Source organism: Sphingomonas epibiotica (genome assembly GCF_039615155.1).
GTDB lineage: Bacteria > Pseudomonadota > Alphaproteobacteria > Sphingomonadales > Sphingomonadaceae > Sphingomonas.
The window spans coordinates 287,049-303,323 of the sequence record NZ_JBDGHY010000003.1; the positions used below are offsets into that span (position 1 = coordinate 287,049).

General features: G+C 65.9%; 17 protein-coding genes and 1 tRNA gene. 10 read left to right on the top strand and 8 right to left on the bottom strand.

Translation table 11 applies throughout. The features are described from left to right. Positions 1–139 precede the first annotated feature (139 nt). The 4 genes from AAIO73_RS07710 to hslU all read left to right on the top strand — a co-directional run bounded on the left by AAIO73_RS07710 (position 140) and on the right by hslU (position 3,163). Positions 140–679, top strand: coding sequence for a glycoside hydrolase family 108 protein (locus AAIO73_RS07710; RefSeq protein WP_345877145.1), 540 nt, complete (start codon positions 140–142; stop codon positions 677–679). 40 nt (positions 680–719) lie between these two features. Beyond that, positions 720–1,127 carry a holin family protein gene (locus tag AAIO73_RS07715; RefSeq protein WP_345877146.1) on the top strand — a complete coding sequence of 136 codons (408 nt, stop codon included), beginning with the start codon at positions 720–722 and terminating at the stop codon, positions 1,125–1,127. A gap of 178 nt (positions 1,128–1,305) precedes the next feature. Further along, complete coding sequence (gene hslV / locus AAIO73_RS07720) at positions 1,306–1,857, top strand: ATP-dependent protease subunit HslV (RefSeq protein ID WP_345877147.1); 552 nt, start codon at positions 1,306–1,308, stop codon at positions 1,855–1,857. Between the two features lie 10 nt (positions 1,858–1,867). Next, positions 1,868–3,163 carry an ATP-dependent protease ATPase subunit HslU gene (gene hslU, locus AAIO73_RS07725; RefSeq protein ID WP_345877148.1) on the top strand — a complete coding sequence of 432 codons (1,296 nt, stop codon included), beginning with the start codon at positions 1,868–1,870 and terminating at the stop codon, positions 3,161–3,163. Positions 3,164–3,300: 137 nt separating this feature from the next. Here the strand turns inward: hslU and AAIO73_RS07730 are convergent, their stop codons facing one another. From AAIO73_RS07730 to AAIO73_RS07760, 7 genes are all read right to left on the bottom strand, one after another. Continuing rightward, positions 3,301–3,696 carry a hypothetical protein gene (locus AAIO73_RS07730; RefSeq protein WP_345877149.1) on the bottom strand — a complete coding sequence of 132 codons (396 nt, stop codon included), beginning with the start codon at positions 3,694–3,696 and terminating at the stop codon, positions 3,301–3,303. Positions 3,697–3,714: 18 nt separating this feature from the next. After that, positions 3,715–4,437 carry a hydroxyacylglutathione hydrolase gene (gene gloB / locus AAIO73_RS07735; RefSeq protein ID WP_345877359.1) on the bottom strand — a complete coding sequence of 241 codons (723 nt, stop codon included), beginning with the start codon at positions 4,435–4,437 and terminating at the stop codon, positions 3,715–3,717. Next, a complete protein-coding gene (locus AAIO73_RS07740) occupies positions 4,434–4,853 on the bottom strand; it encodes a VOC family protein (protein ID WP_345877150.1) in 420 nt (139 codons plus the stop codon). Before AAIO73_RS07740 ends, gloB begins: the two co-directional genes overlap by 4 nt. A gap of 61 nt (positions 4,854–4,914) precedes the next feature. After that, positions 4,915–5,667, bottom strand: a complete 753-nt coding sequence (locus AAIO73_RS07745; RefSeq protein WP_345877151.1) for a tetratricopeptide repeat protein — start codon at positions 5,665–5,667, stop codon at positions 4,915–4,917. Continuing rightward, positions 5,667–6,377, bottom strand: coding sequence for an alpha/beta hydrolase (locus AAIO73_RS07750; RefSeq protein WP_345877152.1), 711 nt, complete (start codon positions 6,375–6,377; stop codon positions 5,667–5,669). The genes AAIO73_RS07745 and AAIO73_RS07750 overlap by 1 nt, the downstream gene beginning before the upstream one ends. A gap of 43 nt (positions 6,378–6,420) precedes the next feature. Continuing rightward, the gene (locus AAIO73_RS07755; protein WP_345877153.1) at positions 6,421–7,389 is read right to left on the bottom strand and encodes a glycoside hydrolase family 5 protein; all 969 of its coding nucleotides are present in this window, start codon (positions 7,387–7,389) and stop codon (positions 6,421–6,423) included. A 73-nt stretch (positions 7,390–7,462) separates the two neighbouring features. Further along, a complete protein-coding gene (locus AAIO73_RS07760) occupies positions 7,463–7,594 on the bottom strand; it encodes a hypothetical protein (protein ID WP_345877154.1) in 132 nt (43 codons plus the stop codon). Between the two features lie 110 nt (positions 7,595–7,704). On the opposite strand from AAIO73_RS07760, the gene AAIO73_RS07765 reads away from it, so the two are divergent. The 3 genes from AAIO73_RS07765 (at position 7,705) to AAIO73_RS07775 (ending at position 11,067) form a co-directional block, all read left to right on the top strand. Beyond that, a tRNA-Thr gene (locus AAIO73_RS07765) sits at positions 7,705–7,779 on the top strand. Between the two features lie 202 nt (positions 7,780–7,981). Then, complete coding sequence (locus AAIO73_RS07770; RefSeq protein ID WP_345877155.1) at positions 7,982–10,246, top strand: PAS domain S-box protein; 2,265 nt, start codon at positions 7,982–7,984, stop codon at positions 10,244–10,246. Positions 10,247–10,407: 161 nt separating this feature from the next. Next, on the top strand, positions 10,408–11,067 hold the full coding sequence (locus AAIO73_RS07775) for an ATP-binding protein (protein ID WP_345877360.1): 660 nt from the start codon (positions 10,408–10,410) through the stop codon (positions 11,065–11,067). Positions 11,068–11,133: 66 nt separating this feature from the next. On the opposite strand, the gene AAIO73_RS07780 is transcribed toward AAIO73_RS07775, so the two are convergent. Next, complete coding sequence (locus tag AAIO73_RS07780) at positions 11,134–12,939, bottom strand: PAS domain S-box protein (RefSeq protein WP_345877156.1); 1,806 nt, start codon at positions 12,937–12,939, stop codon at positions 11,134–11,136. Positions 12,940–13,076: 137 nt separating this feature from the next. Between AAIO73_RS07780 and AAIO73_RS07785 the strand changes: the two genes are divergently transcribed. The 3 genes from AAIO73_RS07785 (at position 13,077) to AAIO73_RS07795 (ending at position 16,271) form a co-directional block, all read left to right on the top strand. Then, the gene (locus tag AAIO73_RS07785) at positions 13,077–13,688 is read left to right on the top strand and encodes a response regulator transcription factor (RefSeq protein WP_345877157.1); all 612 of its coding nucleotides are present in this window, start codon (positions 13,077–13,079) and stop codon (positions 13,686–13,688) included. Between the two features lie 100 nt (positions 13,689–13,788). Beyond that, on the top strand, positions 13,789–14,241 hold the full coding sequence (locus tag AAIO73_RS07790) for a BLUF domain-containing protein (protein ID WP_345877362.1): 453 nt from the start codon (positions 13,789–13,791) through the stop codon (positions 14,239–14,241). A gap of 131 nt (positions 14,242–14,372) precedes the next feature. After that, positions 14,373–16,271: a putative bifunctional diguanylate cyclase/phosphodiesterase gene (locus tag AAIO73_RS07795; RefSeq protein ID WP_345877158.1), complete on the top strand. Its 1,899-nt coding sequence runs from the start codon at positions 14,373–14,375 to the stop codon at positions 16,269–16,271. Positions 16,272–16,275: the final 4 nt, after the last annotated feature.

Here is a 16,275-nt window from a genome sequence, read left to right on the forward strand (position 1 = left end):
TTCGATACGGGTCTTCGACAGGCTCAGCCCCTACTCAGGACGAACGGCAGCCCCTGTTGTCATCCTGTTTTCACCCATCCGCTCACTTTCCTACAACGAACCGTTCTGGTTACGTTCCGCCTCCCAACAGGAGGACTCCATGGACGCAACCGACCTTATCGAAGACGTCATCGACCGCGAAGGCGGCTATGTCGACCACCCCGCCGATCGCGGTGGTCCGACACGTTTCGGCATCACCCAGGCGGTGGCCCGCGCCGAAGGCTATGACGGTCCGATCCGCGAACTGCCGCGCAGCTTTGCGGCGACCCTCTACCGCCGCCGCTACTGGCAGGTGCCGGCCTTCGACCGCGTCGCGCTGCGCGCGCCCGCGCTTGCCGCCGAACTGTTCGACACCGGCGTCAACATGGGACCGGCGGTCGCCGCGACCTTTCTGCAACGCGTCCTCAACGCCCTGAACCGCGAACAACGCGACTGGGCCGATATCGTGGTCGATGGCAACATCGCCGCGAAAACGTTGCAGGCCCTCGATGCCCTGCTCGCCACGCGCGGCCCGGCGGCGGAGGCGGTCTTGGTCCGTGCGGTCAATGCCTTGCAGGGCGAACGCTATCTCCGCCTCGCCGAACTGCGCCCCGCCAACGAAGCCTTTCTCTACGGCTGGCTGGCCCATCGCGCAGGTTGATCCGTGTAACCTTTGTCAACTTCCGACGACAGGAACGACGATGCTCAACACCCTGATCGCGCCGATCGCGGCGCTGCTCGACAAGCTCATCCCCGATCCCAAGGCGCGCGACGCCGCCAAGCTCGAACTGCTGAAACTCGAAAGCACCGCCGATCTCGACCGGGTTAAGGCGCAACTCTCGGCGATCGTGGCGGAGGCGCAGTCGACCGACCCCTGGACCTCGCGCGCAAGGCCCGGCTTTCTCTACGTGATGTATGCGCTGCTGCTCTGGGCGATCCCGATGGGGCTGATCTCGGCGGTCCAGCCCGACATGGCCGCCGGCATCGCGCGGGGGATGACCGCCTATCTGCGCGGCATCCCCGAGGAATTGTACGCGCTCTTCGGCACCGGCTATCTCGGCTACACGGCGGCAAGAGCATGGGGCAAAGCCAAGGGTGTAGAACGCTAAAGATCCTCCCCGGTACGGGGAGGGGGACCGTCGCCGAAGGCGATGGTGGAGGGGGCGGGCCGCGCAACGCGGCGGTTCCGTATGCGGCGATCCCCCTCCACCAGCCTGCGGCTGGTCCCCCTCCCCCATGAATGGGGAGGAACTTGCACCCGCCCCGCCCCTCCCCATATCCGCGCCCATGAGCAAAGAGACGGTGTGGCACGGCACCACGATTGTATCCGTGCGTCGCGGCGGTCGCGTGGTGATCGCGGGGGATGGGCAGGTTTCGGCCGGACAGACGGTCATGAAACCCAATGCGCGGAAAGTCCGCCCGCTGGGCGACGGCAAGGTCATCGCGGGCTTCGCCGGTGCCACGGCCGACGCTTTCACCCTGTTCGAACGGCTGGAAGCGAAGCTGGAACGCCATCAGGGCCAGCTGCTGCGCGCCGCGGTCGAACTGGCCAAAGACTGGCGCACTGACAAGTTCCTCCGCAATCTGGAGGCGATGCTGATCGTCGCGGACAAGGACGTGACCCTGGTCGTCACCGGCAATGGCGACGTGCTCGAACCCGAAGCCGGCATCGCCGCGATCGGCTCTGGCGGCAATTTCGCCCTCGCCGCCGCCCGCGCCCTTTCCGACTATGAAGGCGACGCGGAGAAGGTCGCGCGCAAGGCGCTCGCCATCGCCGCCGACCTGTGCGTCTACACCAACGATCGCGTCACCCTCGAAGCACTCGACAGCGCGAACTGACGGACATTCCATGCAAGACAATCTGACTCCCAAGGCGATCGTCGCCGCCCTCGACGCGCACATCATCGGCCAGCAGGATGCCAAGCGCGCCGTCGCGGTCGCCTTGCGCAACCGCTGGCGCCGCCAGCAGCTCTCGCCGGACCTGCGCGACGAGGTCAGCCCCAAGAACATCCTGATGATCGGCCCCACCGGCTGCGGCAAGACCGAGATCAGCCGCCGTCTGGCCAAGCTCGCCGACGCACCGTTCGTGAAGGTCGAGGCGACCAAGTTCACCGAGGTCGGCTATGTCGGCCGCGACGTCGAACAGATCGCTCGCGACCTGGTCGAGGAAGCGATCCGGCTGGAGCGCGAACGCCGCCGCGTCGCGGTGAAGGACAAGGCCGAGGAAGCGGCGATGGCGCGCCTGCTCGACGCGCTGACCGGCAAGGGCGCCAGCGAAGCCACCCGCGAAGCGTTCCGCCAGCGCTTCAACGACGGCCATCTCGACGACAAGGAGGTCGAGATCGAACTCGACGCCGCGCCGCAGATGCCGTTCGAAATCCCCGGTGCTGCGCCGCAGATGATCAACCTGTCCGAGATGATGGGCAAGGCGTTCGGCGGCGGCCAGCAGAAGCGCCGCAAGCTGACCGTGCGCGCCGCCTGGGACAAGCTGGTCGAAGAAGAGGCCGACAAGCGCCTCGACCAGGACGAGGTCAGCCGCGCCGCCCTTGCCGATGCCGAGGCGAACGGCATCGTCTTCCTTGACGAGATCGACAAGATCGCGGTCAGTGACGTGCGCGGCGGCTCGGTCAGCCGCGAAGGCGTACAGCGCGACCTGCTGCCGCTGATCGAGGGGACGACCGTCGCCACCAAATACGGCCCGATGAAGACCGACCATGTCCTCTTCATCGCCAGCGGCGCGTTCCATGTCGCCAAGCCCAGCGACCTGCTGCCCGAACTACAGGGCCGCCTGCCGATCCGGGTCGAGTTGAAGGGGCTGACCGAAGCCGATTTCATCGCGATCCTGTCGGACACCAAGGCATCGCTCCCCGCCCAGTATCGCGCGCTGCTTGGCACCGAATCGGTCGAGGTAACCTTTACCGACGAAGGGTTGGCCGCCATCGCCCGCATCGCGGCGGAGGTGAATGCCGAGGTCGAGAACATCGGCGCACGCCGCCTGCAGACGGTCATGGAAAAGCTGCTCGAAGAGGTCAGCTTCGATGCCGAGGACCGCGCCGGAGAGGCGGTGACGATCGACGCCGCCTATGTCGACAAGCAGTTGGCGACCATCGCTCGGAACACGGATCTGAGCCGGTACGTCCTGTGATTCTGTCCGTTCGTGCTGCGTAGGGATCGAGCCTGTCGAAAGCCCGTATCGAAGCACCCTTGGCGGTCCTTCGATACGCCGCTTCGATTTCGCTCAGCGGCTACTCAGTACGAACGGAAGAAGTGGGGCAATCGACCTCACCCCACCTTGTCATACGGCACGAAGTCGCCGAACGTGCAGTCTCCCGACGCGATCGGCACGCCGCGATCGACCAGTCGGAAGCGGTCGTTGCGGCATACATTGGTTCCATACAGGATCGACACCACGATCTGGTCGTCGCGCAGGAACGGGCAGCGATCGCGCACCTGCGTCCGCCACAGCCGCTTGCCGCTCTGACGATAGATCAACGAGTCGCCGACGATCTGCGGCCCGTCCGTGAATCCGGTCGGCAGGCAGTTTTCGGGCTTGCCCGCGACCCGCCCTTCCAGCGTCTTGGCGAGCAACCGGTCGCCCTTCTCCTGCATCGCCGCCTGTTGCTGCGGTGTCGCGCACGCTCCCACGAGCAGCGCCGCCGTCCATGCCATTCGCTTCATCGCGCCTCTCCTCTACGGTTAGAACGCATCCTTCGCCGCGCGGTGCCGTGCCAGTTCCTCGACCGACGCACTGCGCAGGAACGGATTGGTCGCCAGTTCCGCGCCGATCGTGGTCGGCACCGTCGCCTCGCCCTTGGCGCGCATCGCCTCGACCGCCGCCATCCGCTCGACGATCGCCGCGTTGTCCGGCTCGGCGACCAGCGCGTAACGCCCGTTCGACAGCGTATATTCGTGCCCGCAATAGACCCGCGTCTCGGGCGGCAGCACCGCATAACGCTGCATATTGGCGAACATCTCGGCCGCCGTTCCTTCGAACAACCGCCCGCAGCCCATCGCGAACAGCGTGTCGCCGGTGAACAGCAGCGCGTCCTCGGCAAAGTGGAACGCGATATGTCCCGCAGTATGACCCGGGACCGACCACACGGTCGCCTGCGCGTCACCGATCGACAGCATCGCACCTTCACCGACACCGTGGTCGAGATCGGCGATCTTCGCCCGCTCCGCCTCCGGTCCGGTCACCTCCGCGCCGGTCGCCGCCTTGATCGCCGCATTGCCGCCGACATGGTCGGGATGCCAGTGGGTGTTCCAGATCGCGGTGATCGTCCAGCCGCGTGTCACCGCCGCGTCGAGCAGCGGCTGCCCCTCGCCCGGATCGATCGCGACCGTCTCGCCGCTCGCCTCGTCATGCAGCAGCCACGCATAGTTATCGGACAGGACCGGAACGCGGACGACCTCCATCACCACGTCCCCACATTCGGCATCGACACCCATGGCTCGGCGGCGGGCAGCGATCCGTCCTGCAACAGCTCGATCGAGATGCCGTCGGGTGTCTTCACGAACGCCATATGTCCGTCGCGCGGCGGCCGGTTGATCGTCACCCCGGCATCCATCAGCCGCTGGCAGGTCGCGTAGATATCGTCGACGCGGAACGCCAGATGGCCGAAATTGCGCCCGCCGCCATAGGGTTCGGGGTCCCAATTATGGGTCAGCTCGACCTCGGCCACCCCCTCCTGCCCCGGCGCGGCGAGGAAGATCAGCGTGAAGCGGCCCCGGTCATTGTCCATGCGCCGAACCTCTTTCAGGCCGAGCACCTCGAAAAAGGCGATGGTGGCGTCCGGGTCACTCACCCGGATCATGGTGTGGAGATAGCGGGTCATCGGCGGCTTCCTTTCGGTCTGCCCGGCATATCGGGTCGCCGCCTTATCGCCGCAACCGGGCTCAGGCCGGCGGCAGGGTGTCGAGCGCCGCCGATGCCGCCTTGGCCTGCGGACTGTCGGGGGCGAGCCGCTGCACTGACTCGAACGCCGCGCGTGCCGCCTTGATATCCCCCGACAGCCCGGCGATATTGCCCGCCTCCAGCTGTACCGACGGATCATCAGCCGACCGCCGCACCGCTTCGGCGATATCGGTCCGGGCGCGGGGCAGATCGCTGGTCCGTCGCGCGAGCGTCGCCGAGAGCAGCCATGCCAGCGGATCGGCCGGCGCATCCTTGAGCGCACGATCGATATCGCCCCGCGCCCCGGCCAGATCGCCCGCCGCGACCCGCACCCGCGCACGGTCCAGCTGTGCCTCGCCCCGTGCCAGCCCGCTCAGCGTGCCGCTGGCCAGCGCCGCATCCAGCGCCGTGCCCGCCGCGGCCGTATCGCCATCGGCCAGCCGCGCATTGCCCGCCTGCGCCCAGTAATTGGCTGCACGGGCGTCCTTCGCCACTTCTGCCTCGCGCGCCGCCTGTTCGAACGCTTCGGCCGCCGCGCTCCACTTTTGCCGCGTCGCATAGCTCATGCCGAGGCATTGCCGCGCGAGGAACCCGCCCCCGGCCAGTCGCCACTGTCCTGCGATCCGCTCAGCCACGTCGGGCGTCGTCGTGGCGGCATCGACGCACTGGTCGTACCGGGCTTCGGGCGTCGCCCCGGCGGGGAGTTGCGGCCCGGCGGCGGCTTGCAGGGCAAGGAACAGCAGCGACGATAGCATCAGGGCAACACATCCTCGATGGCGCGCAGGATCAGCGCGATATCGCCGTCGCGCGACAGGCGATGGTCGCCATCCTTGACGAGGACAGTCTGCACATCGGCTGAACGAAGCCGCGACGCCAGATGGACGGTGCGTTCCCACGGCACATCGGCATCGCGCTGTCCCTGTACCAGCCTGACGGCCACGTCGATCGGCACCTCGCCGTGCATCAACCGGTTAGCCTCGCCCGACGCCCAGAAGGCGCGGGTGAACACCGTCGGCGTATCGGCATAGGGCGATGGGCGCTCGATCCGTCCCTGCGTCAGCATCGCCATCTTCTCGGCCTGCGAAAAGCCCCAGTCGGTGAAGTCGGGCGCGGGCGCGATCCCGACCATGCCGACGATCCGCTCCGGCCGCGCCCGAGCGGCGAGCAGCGCAATCCAGCCGCCCATCGACGACCCCACCAGCACCACCGGCCCTTCAATGGCCTGATCGATCATCGCCAGTGCGTCATCGACCCAGCCGGCCAGCGTCTGTTCTTCGAACACGCCGGGGCTTTCGCCGCAGCCGGCATAGTCGAAGCGGAGAAACGCCTGCCCCCGTGCCTTTGCCCAGGCTTCGATCGCCAGCGCCTTGGTCCCGGTCATGTCGGACGCATAGCCGGGCAGGAACAGGATCGTCGGACCCGATCCGGGGGTGTGACGATAGGCGAGCGGGCGGGGGTCGGTCATGTCGCCGTCCATGCCATGCCTGGCACCGGGGCGAAAGCCGCGCTCAGCGACGTCTGCGCAGATGCTCCCGCACCAGCCGCCCCGATTCTGTCAGGTCGCTTTCCCGCCAGCCCGCCAACGCCCGTGTCGTCGGCTTCAGAATCGCCGATGCCTCATCCTTGTTGGCGACCGACCAGTTGAGATAGCTGACCCCGTTCTTGGCGCACCAGTCCCACCATGTCCGTGTCTCGGCAGCGTCGATCGGCGCATCACCATTGGCGGCGGTCGTGCCATATTCGGTGACGAACAGCGCAATGCCCCGCCGTAGCGCCAGATCGGCCTTGGCGCGCAGTTCCGCCTTGTGGGTCGCGGCATAGAAATGCAGCGTATAGGCGACGTTGGCGAACGGCAGCGGATCGGCCGCAGCCTCGTCGACATCCTGCGACCAGCTCCGCGTACCGGCCACCACGAACGCGTTCGGATCGATCGCCCGGATCGCGCCGATCACGCGGGTGTGATAGGGTTTGAGCACCGTAGCCCAGCCATGTTCGGGCAACGGCTCGTTATACGTCTCGTAGATCAGGTTCGGCACACCGCGATATTTGCGAGCGATATGGGTGAAGAAGGCGATCGCATCGTCGGCGCGCGGCTGATGCGCATGCCAGTCGACCACGACATAGATGCCCCGCGCGATCGCCGCGTCGATGACGGTCTCCGCTCGCCTGGTTTCGAGTACGGGTTGCTTGTCATAGCCGCCCGACTGCGCCCCGATCGCGGCCCGCACCGCGCTGACCCGCCAATCCCGCACCAGCCAGTCGATCGTCGTCGCGTCATAATAACGCGGCTGCCACTGGCTCCAGAACAGCGACATGCCGTGCACCGCATAGGGCCTGCCCCGCGCATCGATGACGCGGTTGCCTTTGACCGCCAGCCGGCCATGCGCCGCGACCGGTGATCCGGCAGGCGCACCGGGCGCCGCCCATGCCGCCTGGCCGATCAGCAACGCGATCAGCAACACCCACCAGCGACGCATGGCACCTCTCCCTGTTCTTGCGACGAGGGTGCCGATCCGTGTCAACGGTGTCAACGCGGCCATCTGCGGCGGTTTACCGTGGTGTCGGCGTGTCCGCTTCGGGCAGCGACGGCGAATCGGCCAGTTCGCGCGCCTGCCCTTTGCGCCGCCGCAGGTTCTGGCGGAGCGCCTGCGCCAGTCGCGCCTTGCGTTCTTCGTCGTTCATCCGCGCTTTCTACGCTTTTCGCGACCAATCCGACAACAGTCGCTTGACTTTCCGACCAATGCCTGCACATAGGCCCCTCCCGCCGCCGGGGGTTCCCCCCGGCTCGGAGTGCTGCCGTAGCTCAGTGGTAGAGCGCATCCTTGGTAAGGCTGAGGTCGTGAGTTCAATCCTCACCGGCAGCACCATTTTTCCTAGACATTTTCGCCGTTTGGCGAAACCGTGCCTTGGAAGAGGCTGGCGCGACCGTCATGCCGGCGTCCCGGAATGCGTGCGGTCAGCATAAACCGGTGGTTCGGCTGCGTTCCATAGGGGTAATCCCCAGGGAACTTTACCAGACTATCGGAAATTGGGGAGAAGCCGGCACCCTGCCCGCAGGAGGGTTGTTAAGTGTCGGAAATACAATCAGATGCCGTCGATGATTTGGAAGCCTCCGCCCGTGACCGCGCGGAGCGGGCGTTGCGGGACGAACGGCTGTTGCTGGCGTCGGTCCTCCAGAACCTGCCCCTCGGCGTCGGCGTCTTTGACCGCGACGGCAATCTAACCCACTCCAATCAGGTTCTGCGCGACTATACGCGCTTGAACCGACTGCCTTCGCGCCAGCCCGAACAGATGCGGCGATGGCGGGCGTATGACACCGGGGGCCGGTTGATCGCCCCGCACGACTATCCCGGTGCGCGCGCGCTGCGCGGCGAACGCGTGATGCCCGGCATCGACTTTCTCCACGAAGGCAGCGACGGGGTGGAGCGCTGGTTGCGCGTCAGCGCGGTGCCGTTTCGCCGCGAAGCCGCCGACAGCCATGAAGCGATCGTCGTCGTGCAGGATATCAACGATCTCAAGCGGGCGGGCGAGCAGATCGAAGCGGCCGCCGCGCGATATGCCAATCAATCGCGGTTTCTGGAGGCGACGCTGTCGTCGATCCCGGACTATGTCTACGCATTCGATGCCGGGCGCCGGTTCGTCTATGTCAATCCCTCCATGCGCGACCTGTTCGGACTGACGGCAGAGGAAATGGTCGGGCGGACGTTCCAGGACCTAGACTATCCGCCGGATCTGGCACGGCATTTGAACGCCGACATCGATCGCATCTTCCGAGACGCGGTGACCGTGAAGGACGAAGTGTTCTTCGAAAGCCCGACCGGACACGCCGCCTATTTCGACTATCGCTGGGGACCGATACGTGCCGATGACGGGTCGGTCGAACTCGTTGTCGGTGTGTCGCGGGATACCAGTGAGCGCCGGTCGTTCGAGGAGGCGTTGAAGCGCAGCGAGGCGCGGTTGCGGGCGGCGACCGAACTGGTCGGCATCGGTGTCTATGCATGGAATCCGGTGACGGGCGCGCTCGACTGGGACGATCAACTGCGCCGCATGTGGGGGTTGGCACCGGACGATCCGGTCGATACGTCGGTATATGAGGCGGGTATCCATCCGGATGACCTGCCCCGCGTTCGCGAGGCGATCGCCGCCTGCGTCGATCCGGCGGGCGATGGCCGCTACAAGATCGAGTATCGCGTGATCGGGAGGCGCGACGGCGTCACCCGCCATATCGCAACGTCCGGCCGGACGGAATTCCGGGACGGTCGCGCCGTCGAATTCATCGGTGCCGCCATCGATGTGTCCGAGCGACGCCACAACGAAGCGGCCGTGCGGGCGAGCGAAGCGCAGTTCCGCAGCTTTGCCGACAACAGCAGCAACCTGCTCTGGATCGGCGAATCGGCATCGGGTGCGATCGTCTATCGCAGCGCCGCCTTCGCACAGATATGGGGCATGCCGCGCGAGGAGGCACCGGACAACCTCGACACCTGGATTACGGGCGTCCATCCCGATGACCGTGCCGGCGTGCTGCGCGCGTTGGAAAGCGTGAAGGCCGGGGAGGTCACGCAGTTCGAATATCGCATCATGCGCCCACACGACGACGGCATCCGGTGGTTGCGGGATACGAGCTTTCCGATCCGCGACGATCAGGGCGCGGTGACCCGCATCGGCGGCATCGTCGAGGACCTGACCCAGGAGGATAGCCGGCAGGTCTATATCGTCAGCACACGCGAGGCCGAGGCGCGCCGTCTGGCGGGTCTGGTCCGCATGGGTGGCTCGCATGCCCGTATCTTCGACAGCGCCTCCGCCTTTCTCGACATCGCACCGGTCCTGGCGGCGGGTTGCGTCCTTGTCGACCTTCGCTGGGAACGGGATGCCGGCCTGTCGATCCCGCGCGAGCTGAAGGCACGGTCCATCACGTTGCCGACCATCGCACTGGACGATGCCACTGCCGGAACCGACGCCGCCGTCGCCGCGATGAAGGCCGGGGCGATCGACTTCCTCCTGCTGGGCGACGATGCCGCGCTACGCGACAAGCTGGGTTTGATCCTTGCGGAATGCTATGCGTCGGTACGGCCCGCGACGCGTAACGAGGAAGCCAGTGCCCATATCGCCCGACTGACGCCGCGGGAGCGCGACGTGCTGATCGGGCTGGTCGATGGCGGCACCAACAAGATCATCGCGCAGCAACTGGGCATCAGCCCGCGCACCGTCGAGCTGCATCGATCCCAGGTCATGAGCAAATTGGGCGCCGGCAGCCTCACCGAACTGGGTCAGATCGCACTCGCCGCCGGTATCGCTCCCTCCGGCGCCAGCGGAAAGACGCGGAAGCATCCTTAGGAATTCTCCGGATGCCGCCACGGCCGGCCATCGGGAAAGATGCACCTACCGGGTCGAGGGCAACACCGATGTCGCGCGTGGACGCCAGCCGTTCCTGAACATCCGGCCATGCTTCCGCATCGGTTTTTCGGAAGGCCCGACAGACACGGAGGTTGATCCTGATGATCCACAGGCACGCGTCTCATTCGACGGGCTTCGATCTTTCCGCGGCCAGCGACGACCTGTTGCTACGCGAGACCTATCATCGATCCAGTAACGATATGCAGCTCGTCGTCAGCCTGTTGTCGCTGCTGAGTCGGCGTGCTCCGAATGCGGAAGCGCGCGATGCGCTGGCGGACGCCATGGCCCGGGTCGCCATCCTGGCCCATGCGCGGGCCGACCTGAACGAACGTCGCCCGACCAGCCTGCGGCGTGCGCTCGAACAGGTATGTGAGGCGCTGGTCAGCCAGACCGAACCGCGTTCGATCCTAATCTCGCTGCACACTGCATATGACGTGCAGGGGCTCAGTCCACACCATGTAGCCGCCCTCGCGCTGGTCGTGAACGAACTGGCAACGAACGCGATAAAACATGCTTTCCTCGACGGGGCGGCGGGTCATATCCGGATATCGATCCGTCGCCATGGGGATCGGCACGCGGCCATCCTCGTCGAAGACGACGGCATGCCCTTTCCCGCGGCGGACAACGCGAAGAAGGCGGGCATGGGCTTGTCGCTGGTCAGGCGGCTGGTCGCCTCGGCCGACGGCGTGCTAATTGAACATGCGCCGGCGTCGAAACGCTTCGAAATCAGAATAGCCGTGCCGGCCACGTCTGGCTTGTGATTCGCCGGGCGATCCGGCGGCAGGCGCCATGGCGACCGCTAGCAACAAGCCGATGGGAGGGTGTCGTCATGCGACCTCGTCATCCGGAAATGCCCGTAATCGCAGTGCGACGCGCGTTCCTCTGTCACCGGTACGCTCGACCCAGATCTGGCCGCCATGCGCCTCGATGATCGTCCGGCAGATGGTCAGGCCGACGCCGAGGCCATCGACCTTGCTGCTGCCGAAGGCCCTGAACACCGTCTGGACCCGGTCGGGCGGAATGCCGCACCCCGTATCCGCCACATCGATACGGACCCTGGCGTCGCTGCGCATGGTCGACAGGGACAGGATCCGCTCATCGCTGTTCTCCATGGCCTCCACCGCGTTCCGGATGAGGTTCACGAGCACCTGCTGCAACTGCACCGCGTCGCCCCGCGCAATCCCTTCCCGCCGCCCCAGGCGGACCGTCACCCCCGACAGGGCGGGATTGGGCAGCGCCAGGGCCAGCGCGTCGTCGATCAGTTCGCGAAGCGGCACCGGCTGGACCTGCGTCTCGCCATGCGCGACCATGCGACGGATCCGGCGGACGATCTCACCGCTGCGTGCCACCTCCGCCGCCGCCAGTTCGAGCGCCTCGCGCGCCTCCGTCAGCGCCTCGGGCTGCTCGCGAAGCATCAACCGCCGCGCGCCGGCGATGAAGTTGCCGACGCTGGCGAGTGGCTGGTTGATTTCATGGGCCAGCGCCGAAGCGATCGTGCCCATCGCGCTCACCCGCGAGACATGGATCAGTTCGCTTTGAAGCTGCATCACCCGCTTCTGCGCCTTCATCCGCTCGCTCAGGTCGGACATAGCTCCGATGACCCGCACCGGAACGCCCTGTTCGTCGCGTACCAGAAAGCCGCGATCGAATACCGAATGGTAACTGCCATCGGCGTGGCGAAAGCCGTATTCGCACTGCCACGTGCTGATCTCTTCGTTGATGAACCGCTCGATGCTGCCGAGCACGCGCTCGCGTTCCGTCGGGGCGATCCGGGATTTCCACCATTCGATGCTATGGTCCGGCTTCTCGCCCGAAAGCTGCTCGATCGCCTCGTTCCAGGTAACTTCGTCGTGAAGCAGATCCCAGTCCCAGATCGCCTCGTTGGTCGCGCGCGCGGCAAGGCGATACCGTTCTTCGCTCTCGCGAATTCGCGCCTCGGCCCTGTGCCGTTCGGTCATGTCGCGGGAGATGCCGATCACGCCGCGCATCTCGCCCGCGACGATCCAGGGAACCTTGATCGTCTGGAACACTCTGTGCTCGCCGCGAACCGGGATGATCTCCTCGATCGTGCAGGGCTTGCCACGCTCGATGACGATGCGGTCCGCCACTTCATAGCCATCGGCAAGATCGGGGGCATAGACGTCATGCACCGTCCGCCCGAGCAGATCGGGGGATACGTCGTTCAGGGCACGGTTCACCTGAATGAAGCGGCCTGCCATGTCCTTCACGAATATCAGGTCCGCCGCGCTGTCGATGATGGTCTTGAGCAACGTGCCGGCGGCCGGCTCCTCACCGGTTTGGCCGTCGCGTCGCCGGCTCGTGATGTCGCGCAGGAGCAGCACGAAATGTTCGCCCATCGAAACGGCGCGTACCTCGTACCAGTTGTCCAGAAGCGGAATGCTGGTTTCGAACCGCTGGCCACGCTCAACGTTGCGCAACCGTTCGCAAACATGACGGATCGCCTCCCCCTCCTCGCCGAGGGCCGCATCGTCCAGCCTGCGCCCCGGCAACCCGAGCGCGCCGAATGCGCGCATCGCCGACGCATTGAGATGGGCGAACGTCGCATCGGGCCCCACCACCAGCACGGGATCGTCGACGACGGAGAGGAGATCGCGCACGAACTGGTCGATCAAGGGGCATTCTCCACGGAACCGACTTCCGGGTAGAGCAGCGAACCTCCTGTCGTTCCACAGAAATGTCCGTCAACGTACGCATTGTCCGGGACAGGCAGGCGCATTTGCGATAGGTCGACGGGGGGCGGTCGGGAAAAATGATGAGGTCGGTGTACATCGTCGATGATGACGCGTCGATCCGACGTTCCACCGCGTTTCTGGTCAAAAGCGCCGGATATGAGCCGCGCGCGTTCACATCGGCGTCGGATTTCCTGCGTGAGGCTCCGGCGCTTCTGCCCGGCGTGCTCCTGCTCGACGTGCGGATGCCCGAGATGGACGGGTTCGCGCTGCTGGACGGTCTGCCCGCGTCGCTCGGTGCGCTGTTCCCGATCGTAATGATTACGGGACATGGCGATCTCGCCACCGCCGTGCAGGCGATCCGGCACGGCGTCCGTGACTTCGTCGAAAAGCCGTATGAAGACCATGAGCTGCTCGGCATCGTCGCCCGGCTCTGGGACGATCTCGACGGACATCTGGCCGACATTGAGCAGCGGATCGCGGCGTCGCGACGGACCGAGAAGCTGACCGAGCGGGAACGCGAGGTGCTGATCCTGCTGGCGCTGGGCAAGCCGAACAAGCTGGTCGCGCACGCACTCGATCTGAGCATTCGCACCGTCGAGATGCACCGCGCGCAGATGTTGGAGCGGCTGGGCGTGAGGACTCTGCCAGAAGCGATCAGATTGGCCCTAGCCGCAGGGCTGCTGGAATAGGATCCTGCGATCGGCCGGTCGGGACGCGACCGAATCCTGGAGCGTGACGACAATATGCTGTGGGACCGAACCGGCCTCGCGCTCCGGTTCTTCCTTGAATATGATGCCGTCGTTAAAGGGCGCGAGATCGACGAAAATGCTTGCGAGTTGGATGTACGTCAGCCGGGCCACCTTCCCCACATCGGATGCAAACGCCGTTATCGAGCCGATCGCGACGCTATCCCTGCGCCGTAACGCGGAACTGGAAGTCACGGGCGCGCTGATCTTCGCCGTGCAGCACTTCGCGCAATATATCGAAGGGCCGCCAGCGGCGGTGGAATCTCTGCGCACGGCGATCGAACGGGATAGCCGTCACCGCTCGCTCCACACCGTCCTCGACGATCGTCCCGAATGCCGCAGGTTCGGCGGATGGCGGATCGCCTATCGTGGTCTCGCGACCTATGTCGAGAAGACGATCGTTTCCGTAGAAGGCCCGGCGACGGGAGCAGCCGGGGGGGACGCGGCGCGGTTGCTGCGGCTGTTCCGGGAGTTTTCGTTGCCCCACCCCCGATAGGGCATCGACGGGCGCTGCCGCCGCCGGGGCGGACGGTTAATTTTTCCCTGCCGCAATTCCCAGTAGTTTCCGCATCTTGTCCGTTCCCGCCACATTCCGGCAGAGGACGCAAAGGGTTAGCGGAGGAACGTATGACTCAGGCAGGCAATCGGTCGGGGGGAAGCGACTGTCAGGCCGGACACCTTCCGGTGCACTTCTCGCACGATCTTGGTGGCGAGCCTGAGTTCGATCATTTTGCCAGCCTTGCTGCCACGATCTGCGGGACGCCGACAGCGGCTGTCACCTTGATCGCCGGAGACATGCAATGGATCAAGGGCGCGGTAGGGGTCGGTCGGGAAGCGATGCCGGCGAATCGCTCCTTCTGCGCTCATACGGTCCGTGCCAACCGGTTCCTGTCGATCGGAGATGCCACGGCCGACGACCGGTTTCGCGACAATCCGCTCGTCACCGGAACGGACCATATCCGTTTCTATGCCGGCATGCCGCTGGTCATCGACCACGAACCTGTCGGCGCACTCTGCGTCATCGATACGAAGGCCCGTGACGAAGGGTTGAAACCCGAACAGCGCCAGGCGCTCGAGATGCTGGCCGCTCAGGCGAGCCTGCAATTGCAGCTGCGCCGCGCACTGGCCGAGCGCGACGGCGCCGTCCGCGAACTCAACGCCGTTGTGGGCCAGCTCAGCTGGGCGGCGACGCACGATCATCTGACCGGCGTCGGCAACCGTGCGATGCTTCGCCGGACGCTGAACGGCCGGGTGGGAAAGGATGCGGGTCCGTTCGGACTGCTCGCGATCGACGTCGATCATTTCAAGCAGATCAACGATTCGTTCGGCCATCAGGCAGGCGACGAGTTGCTGAAGGAGATCGCACGCCGCCTGACCATGGCGCTGCGCCTAGAGGACATCGTCATCCGCCTCGGCGGCGACGAGTTCGCGATCGTACTCGACCGGGTGGCCGACGACGCAACGCTGTCGCAATTGGCGGAGCGGCTGCTGGCGGCGATGCGCCCGCCCTTCATCTACGAAGGGCGGGCCCTCGAATGCCGGATCACCATCGGCGGGGCGCGGTGGCCGTTCCATTCGCCCCGCGCGGACGACGTCGTCCGCTACGCCGATGCGGCCCTGTACGAAGCGAAATCGCGGGGTCGCGGCATCTTCGCGCTGTTCGAACAGGAAATGCTCGCCACGCGTGCACAGCGGCGGCTTGAGATCGATCGTGCCCGCCACGCGCTGGCCGCCGGGCAGGTCGTCCCGTTCTACCAGCCGAAGGTCGATCTGCAGCATGGTACCATTCTCGGGCTGGAGGCCCTGCTCCGCATCTTGGAACCCGGCTGTTCCGCGATCATGCCGCACGCCATCGCCGCCGCCTTCGACGAGGCCGAGATCGCACAGGCGATCGGTCACAGCATGCTGACGCAGGTGTTGCGGGACATGCGCGGCTGGCTCGACGCCGGGCTGCAGTTCGGACGCGTCGCCATCAACGTCTCCGCGACCGAGATCGGCGATCCCAATTACGCCAGCCGTCTTTTGGCCGCGTTGGCGCAACATGGCATTGCGCCGGCGATGCTGGAGCTCGAAATCCTCGAGAACGTGCTGCTCGACCAGCGCTCGGCGGCGGTTCTTGCCAGTGTCCGCACGCTGTCGGACGCGGGTGTGCGCATCGCCTTCGACGATTTCGGCACCGGCTATGCTGCGCTTGCGCACCTGCCAAGTTTTCCGGTCGACACGATCAAGATCGATCAGCTGTTCGTGCGCGAACTCGACAACGGCGCCAACCAGGCGATCGTCCGGGCGCTGCTCGCACTGGCCGCCGAACTCGGCCTCGAAGCGATCGCCGAAGGGGTCGAGACCCCGCAACAGGCCGCGCAGCTGCGCGCGCTTGGGTGTACCGTGGCGCAGGGCTTTCTGTTCAGCAAGCCGATACCGGCCGGCGACGTCGCGAGCAAGCTGTCGCGAAAGCCACGAACGGCGCGTCGGCCCCATGCCCGGCCGGTCACCGAACCGCGCCTTCCGTCGTGTCGGGCAGCATAATCAA

Bases quoted from the DNA above. Each gene is read 5' to 3' on its own strand.
- AAIO73_RS07710 (WP_345877145.1), top strand. From the start codon at position 140: ATGGACGCAACCGACCTTATCGAAGACGTCATCGACCGCGAAGGCGGC.
- AAIO73_RS07715 (WP_345877146.1), top strand. From the start codon at position 720: ATGCTCAACACCCTGATCGCGCCGATCGCGGCGCTGCTCGACAAGCTC.
- hslV (WP_345877147.1), top strand. From the start codon at position 1,306: ATGAGCAAAGAGACGGTGTGGCACGGCACCACGATTGTATCCGTGCGT.
- hslU (WP_345877148.1), top strand. From the start codon at position 1,868: ATGCAAGACAATCTGACTCCCAAGGCGATCGTCGCCGCCCTCGACGCG.
- AAIO73_RS07730 (WP_345877149.1), bottom strand. From the start codon at position 3,696: ATGAAGCGAATGGCATGGACGGCGGCGCTGCTCGTGGGAGCGTGCGCG.
- AAIO73_RS07740 (WP_345877150.1), bottom strand. From the start codon at position 4,853: ATGACCCGCTATCTCCACACCATGATCCGGGTGAGTGACCCGGACGCC.
- AAIO73_RS07745 (WP_345877151.1), bottom strand. From the start codon at position 5,667: ATGCTATCGTCGCTGCTGTTCCTTGCCCTGCAAGCCGCCGCCGGGCCG.
- AAIO73_RS07750 (WP_345877152.1), bottom strand. From the start codon at position 6,377: ATGACCGACCCCCGCCCGCTCGCCTATCGTCACACCCCCGGATCGGGT.
- AAIO73_RS07755 (WP_345877153.1), bottom strand. From the start codon at position 7,389: ATGCGTCGCTGGTGGGTGTTGCTGATCGCGTTGCTGATCGGCCAGGCG.
- AAIO73_RS07760 (WP_345877154.1), bottom strand. From the start codon at position 7,594: ATGAACGACGAAGAACGCAAGGCGCGACTGGCGCAGGCGCTCCGCCAG.
- AAIO73_RS07775 (WP_345877360.1), top strand. From the start codon at position 10,408: ATGATCCACAGGCACGCGTCTCATTCGACGGGCTTCGATCTTTCCGCG.
- AAIO73_RS07785 (WP_345877157.1), top strand. From the start codon at position 13,077: ATGATGAGGTCGGTGTACATCGTCGATGATGACGCGTCGATCCGACGT.
- AAIO73_RS07790 (WP_345877362.1), top strand. From the start codon at position 13,789: ATGATGCCGTCGTTAAAGGGCGCGAGATCGACGAAAATGCTTGCGAGT.
- AAIO73_RS07795 (WP_345877158.1), top strand. From the start codon at position 14,373: ATGACTCAGGCAGGCAATCGGTCGGGGGGAAGCGACTGTCAGGCCGGA.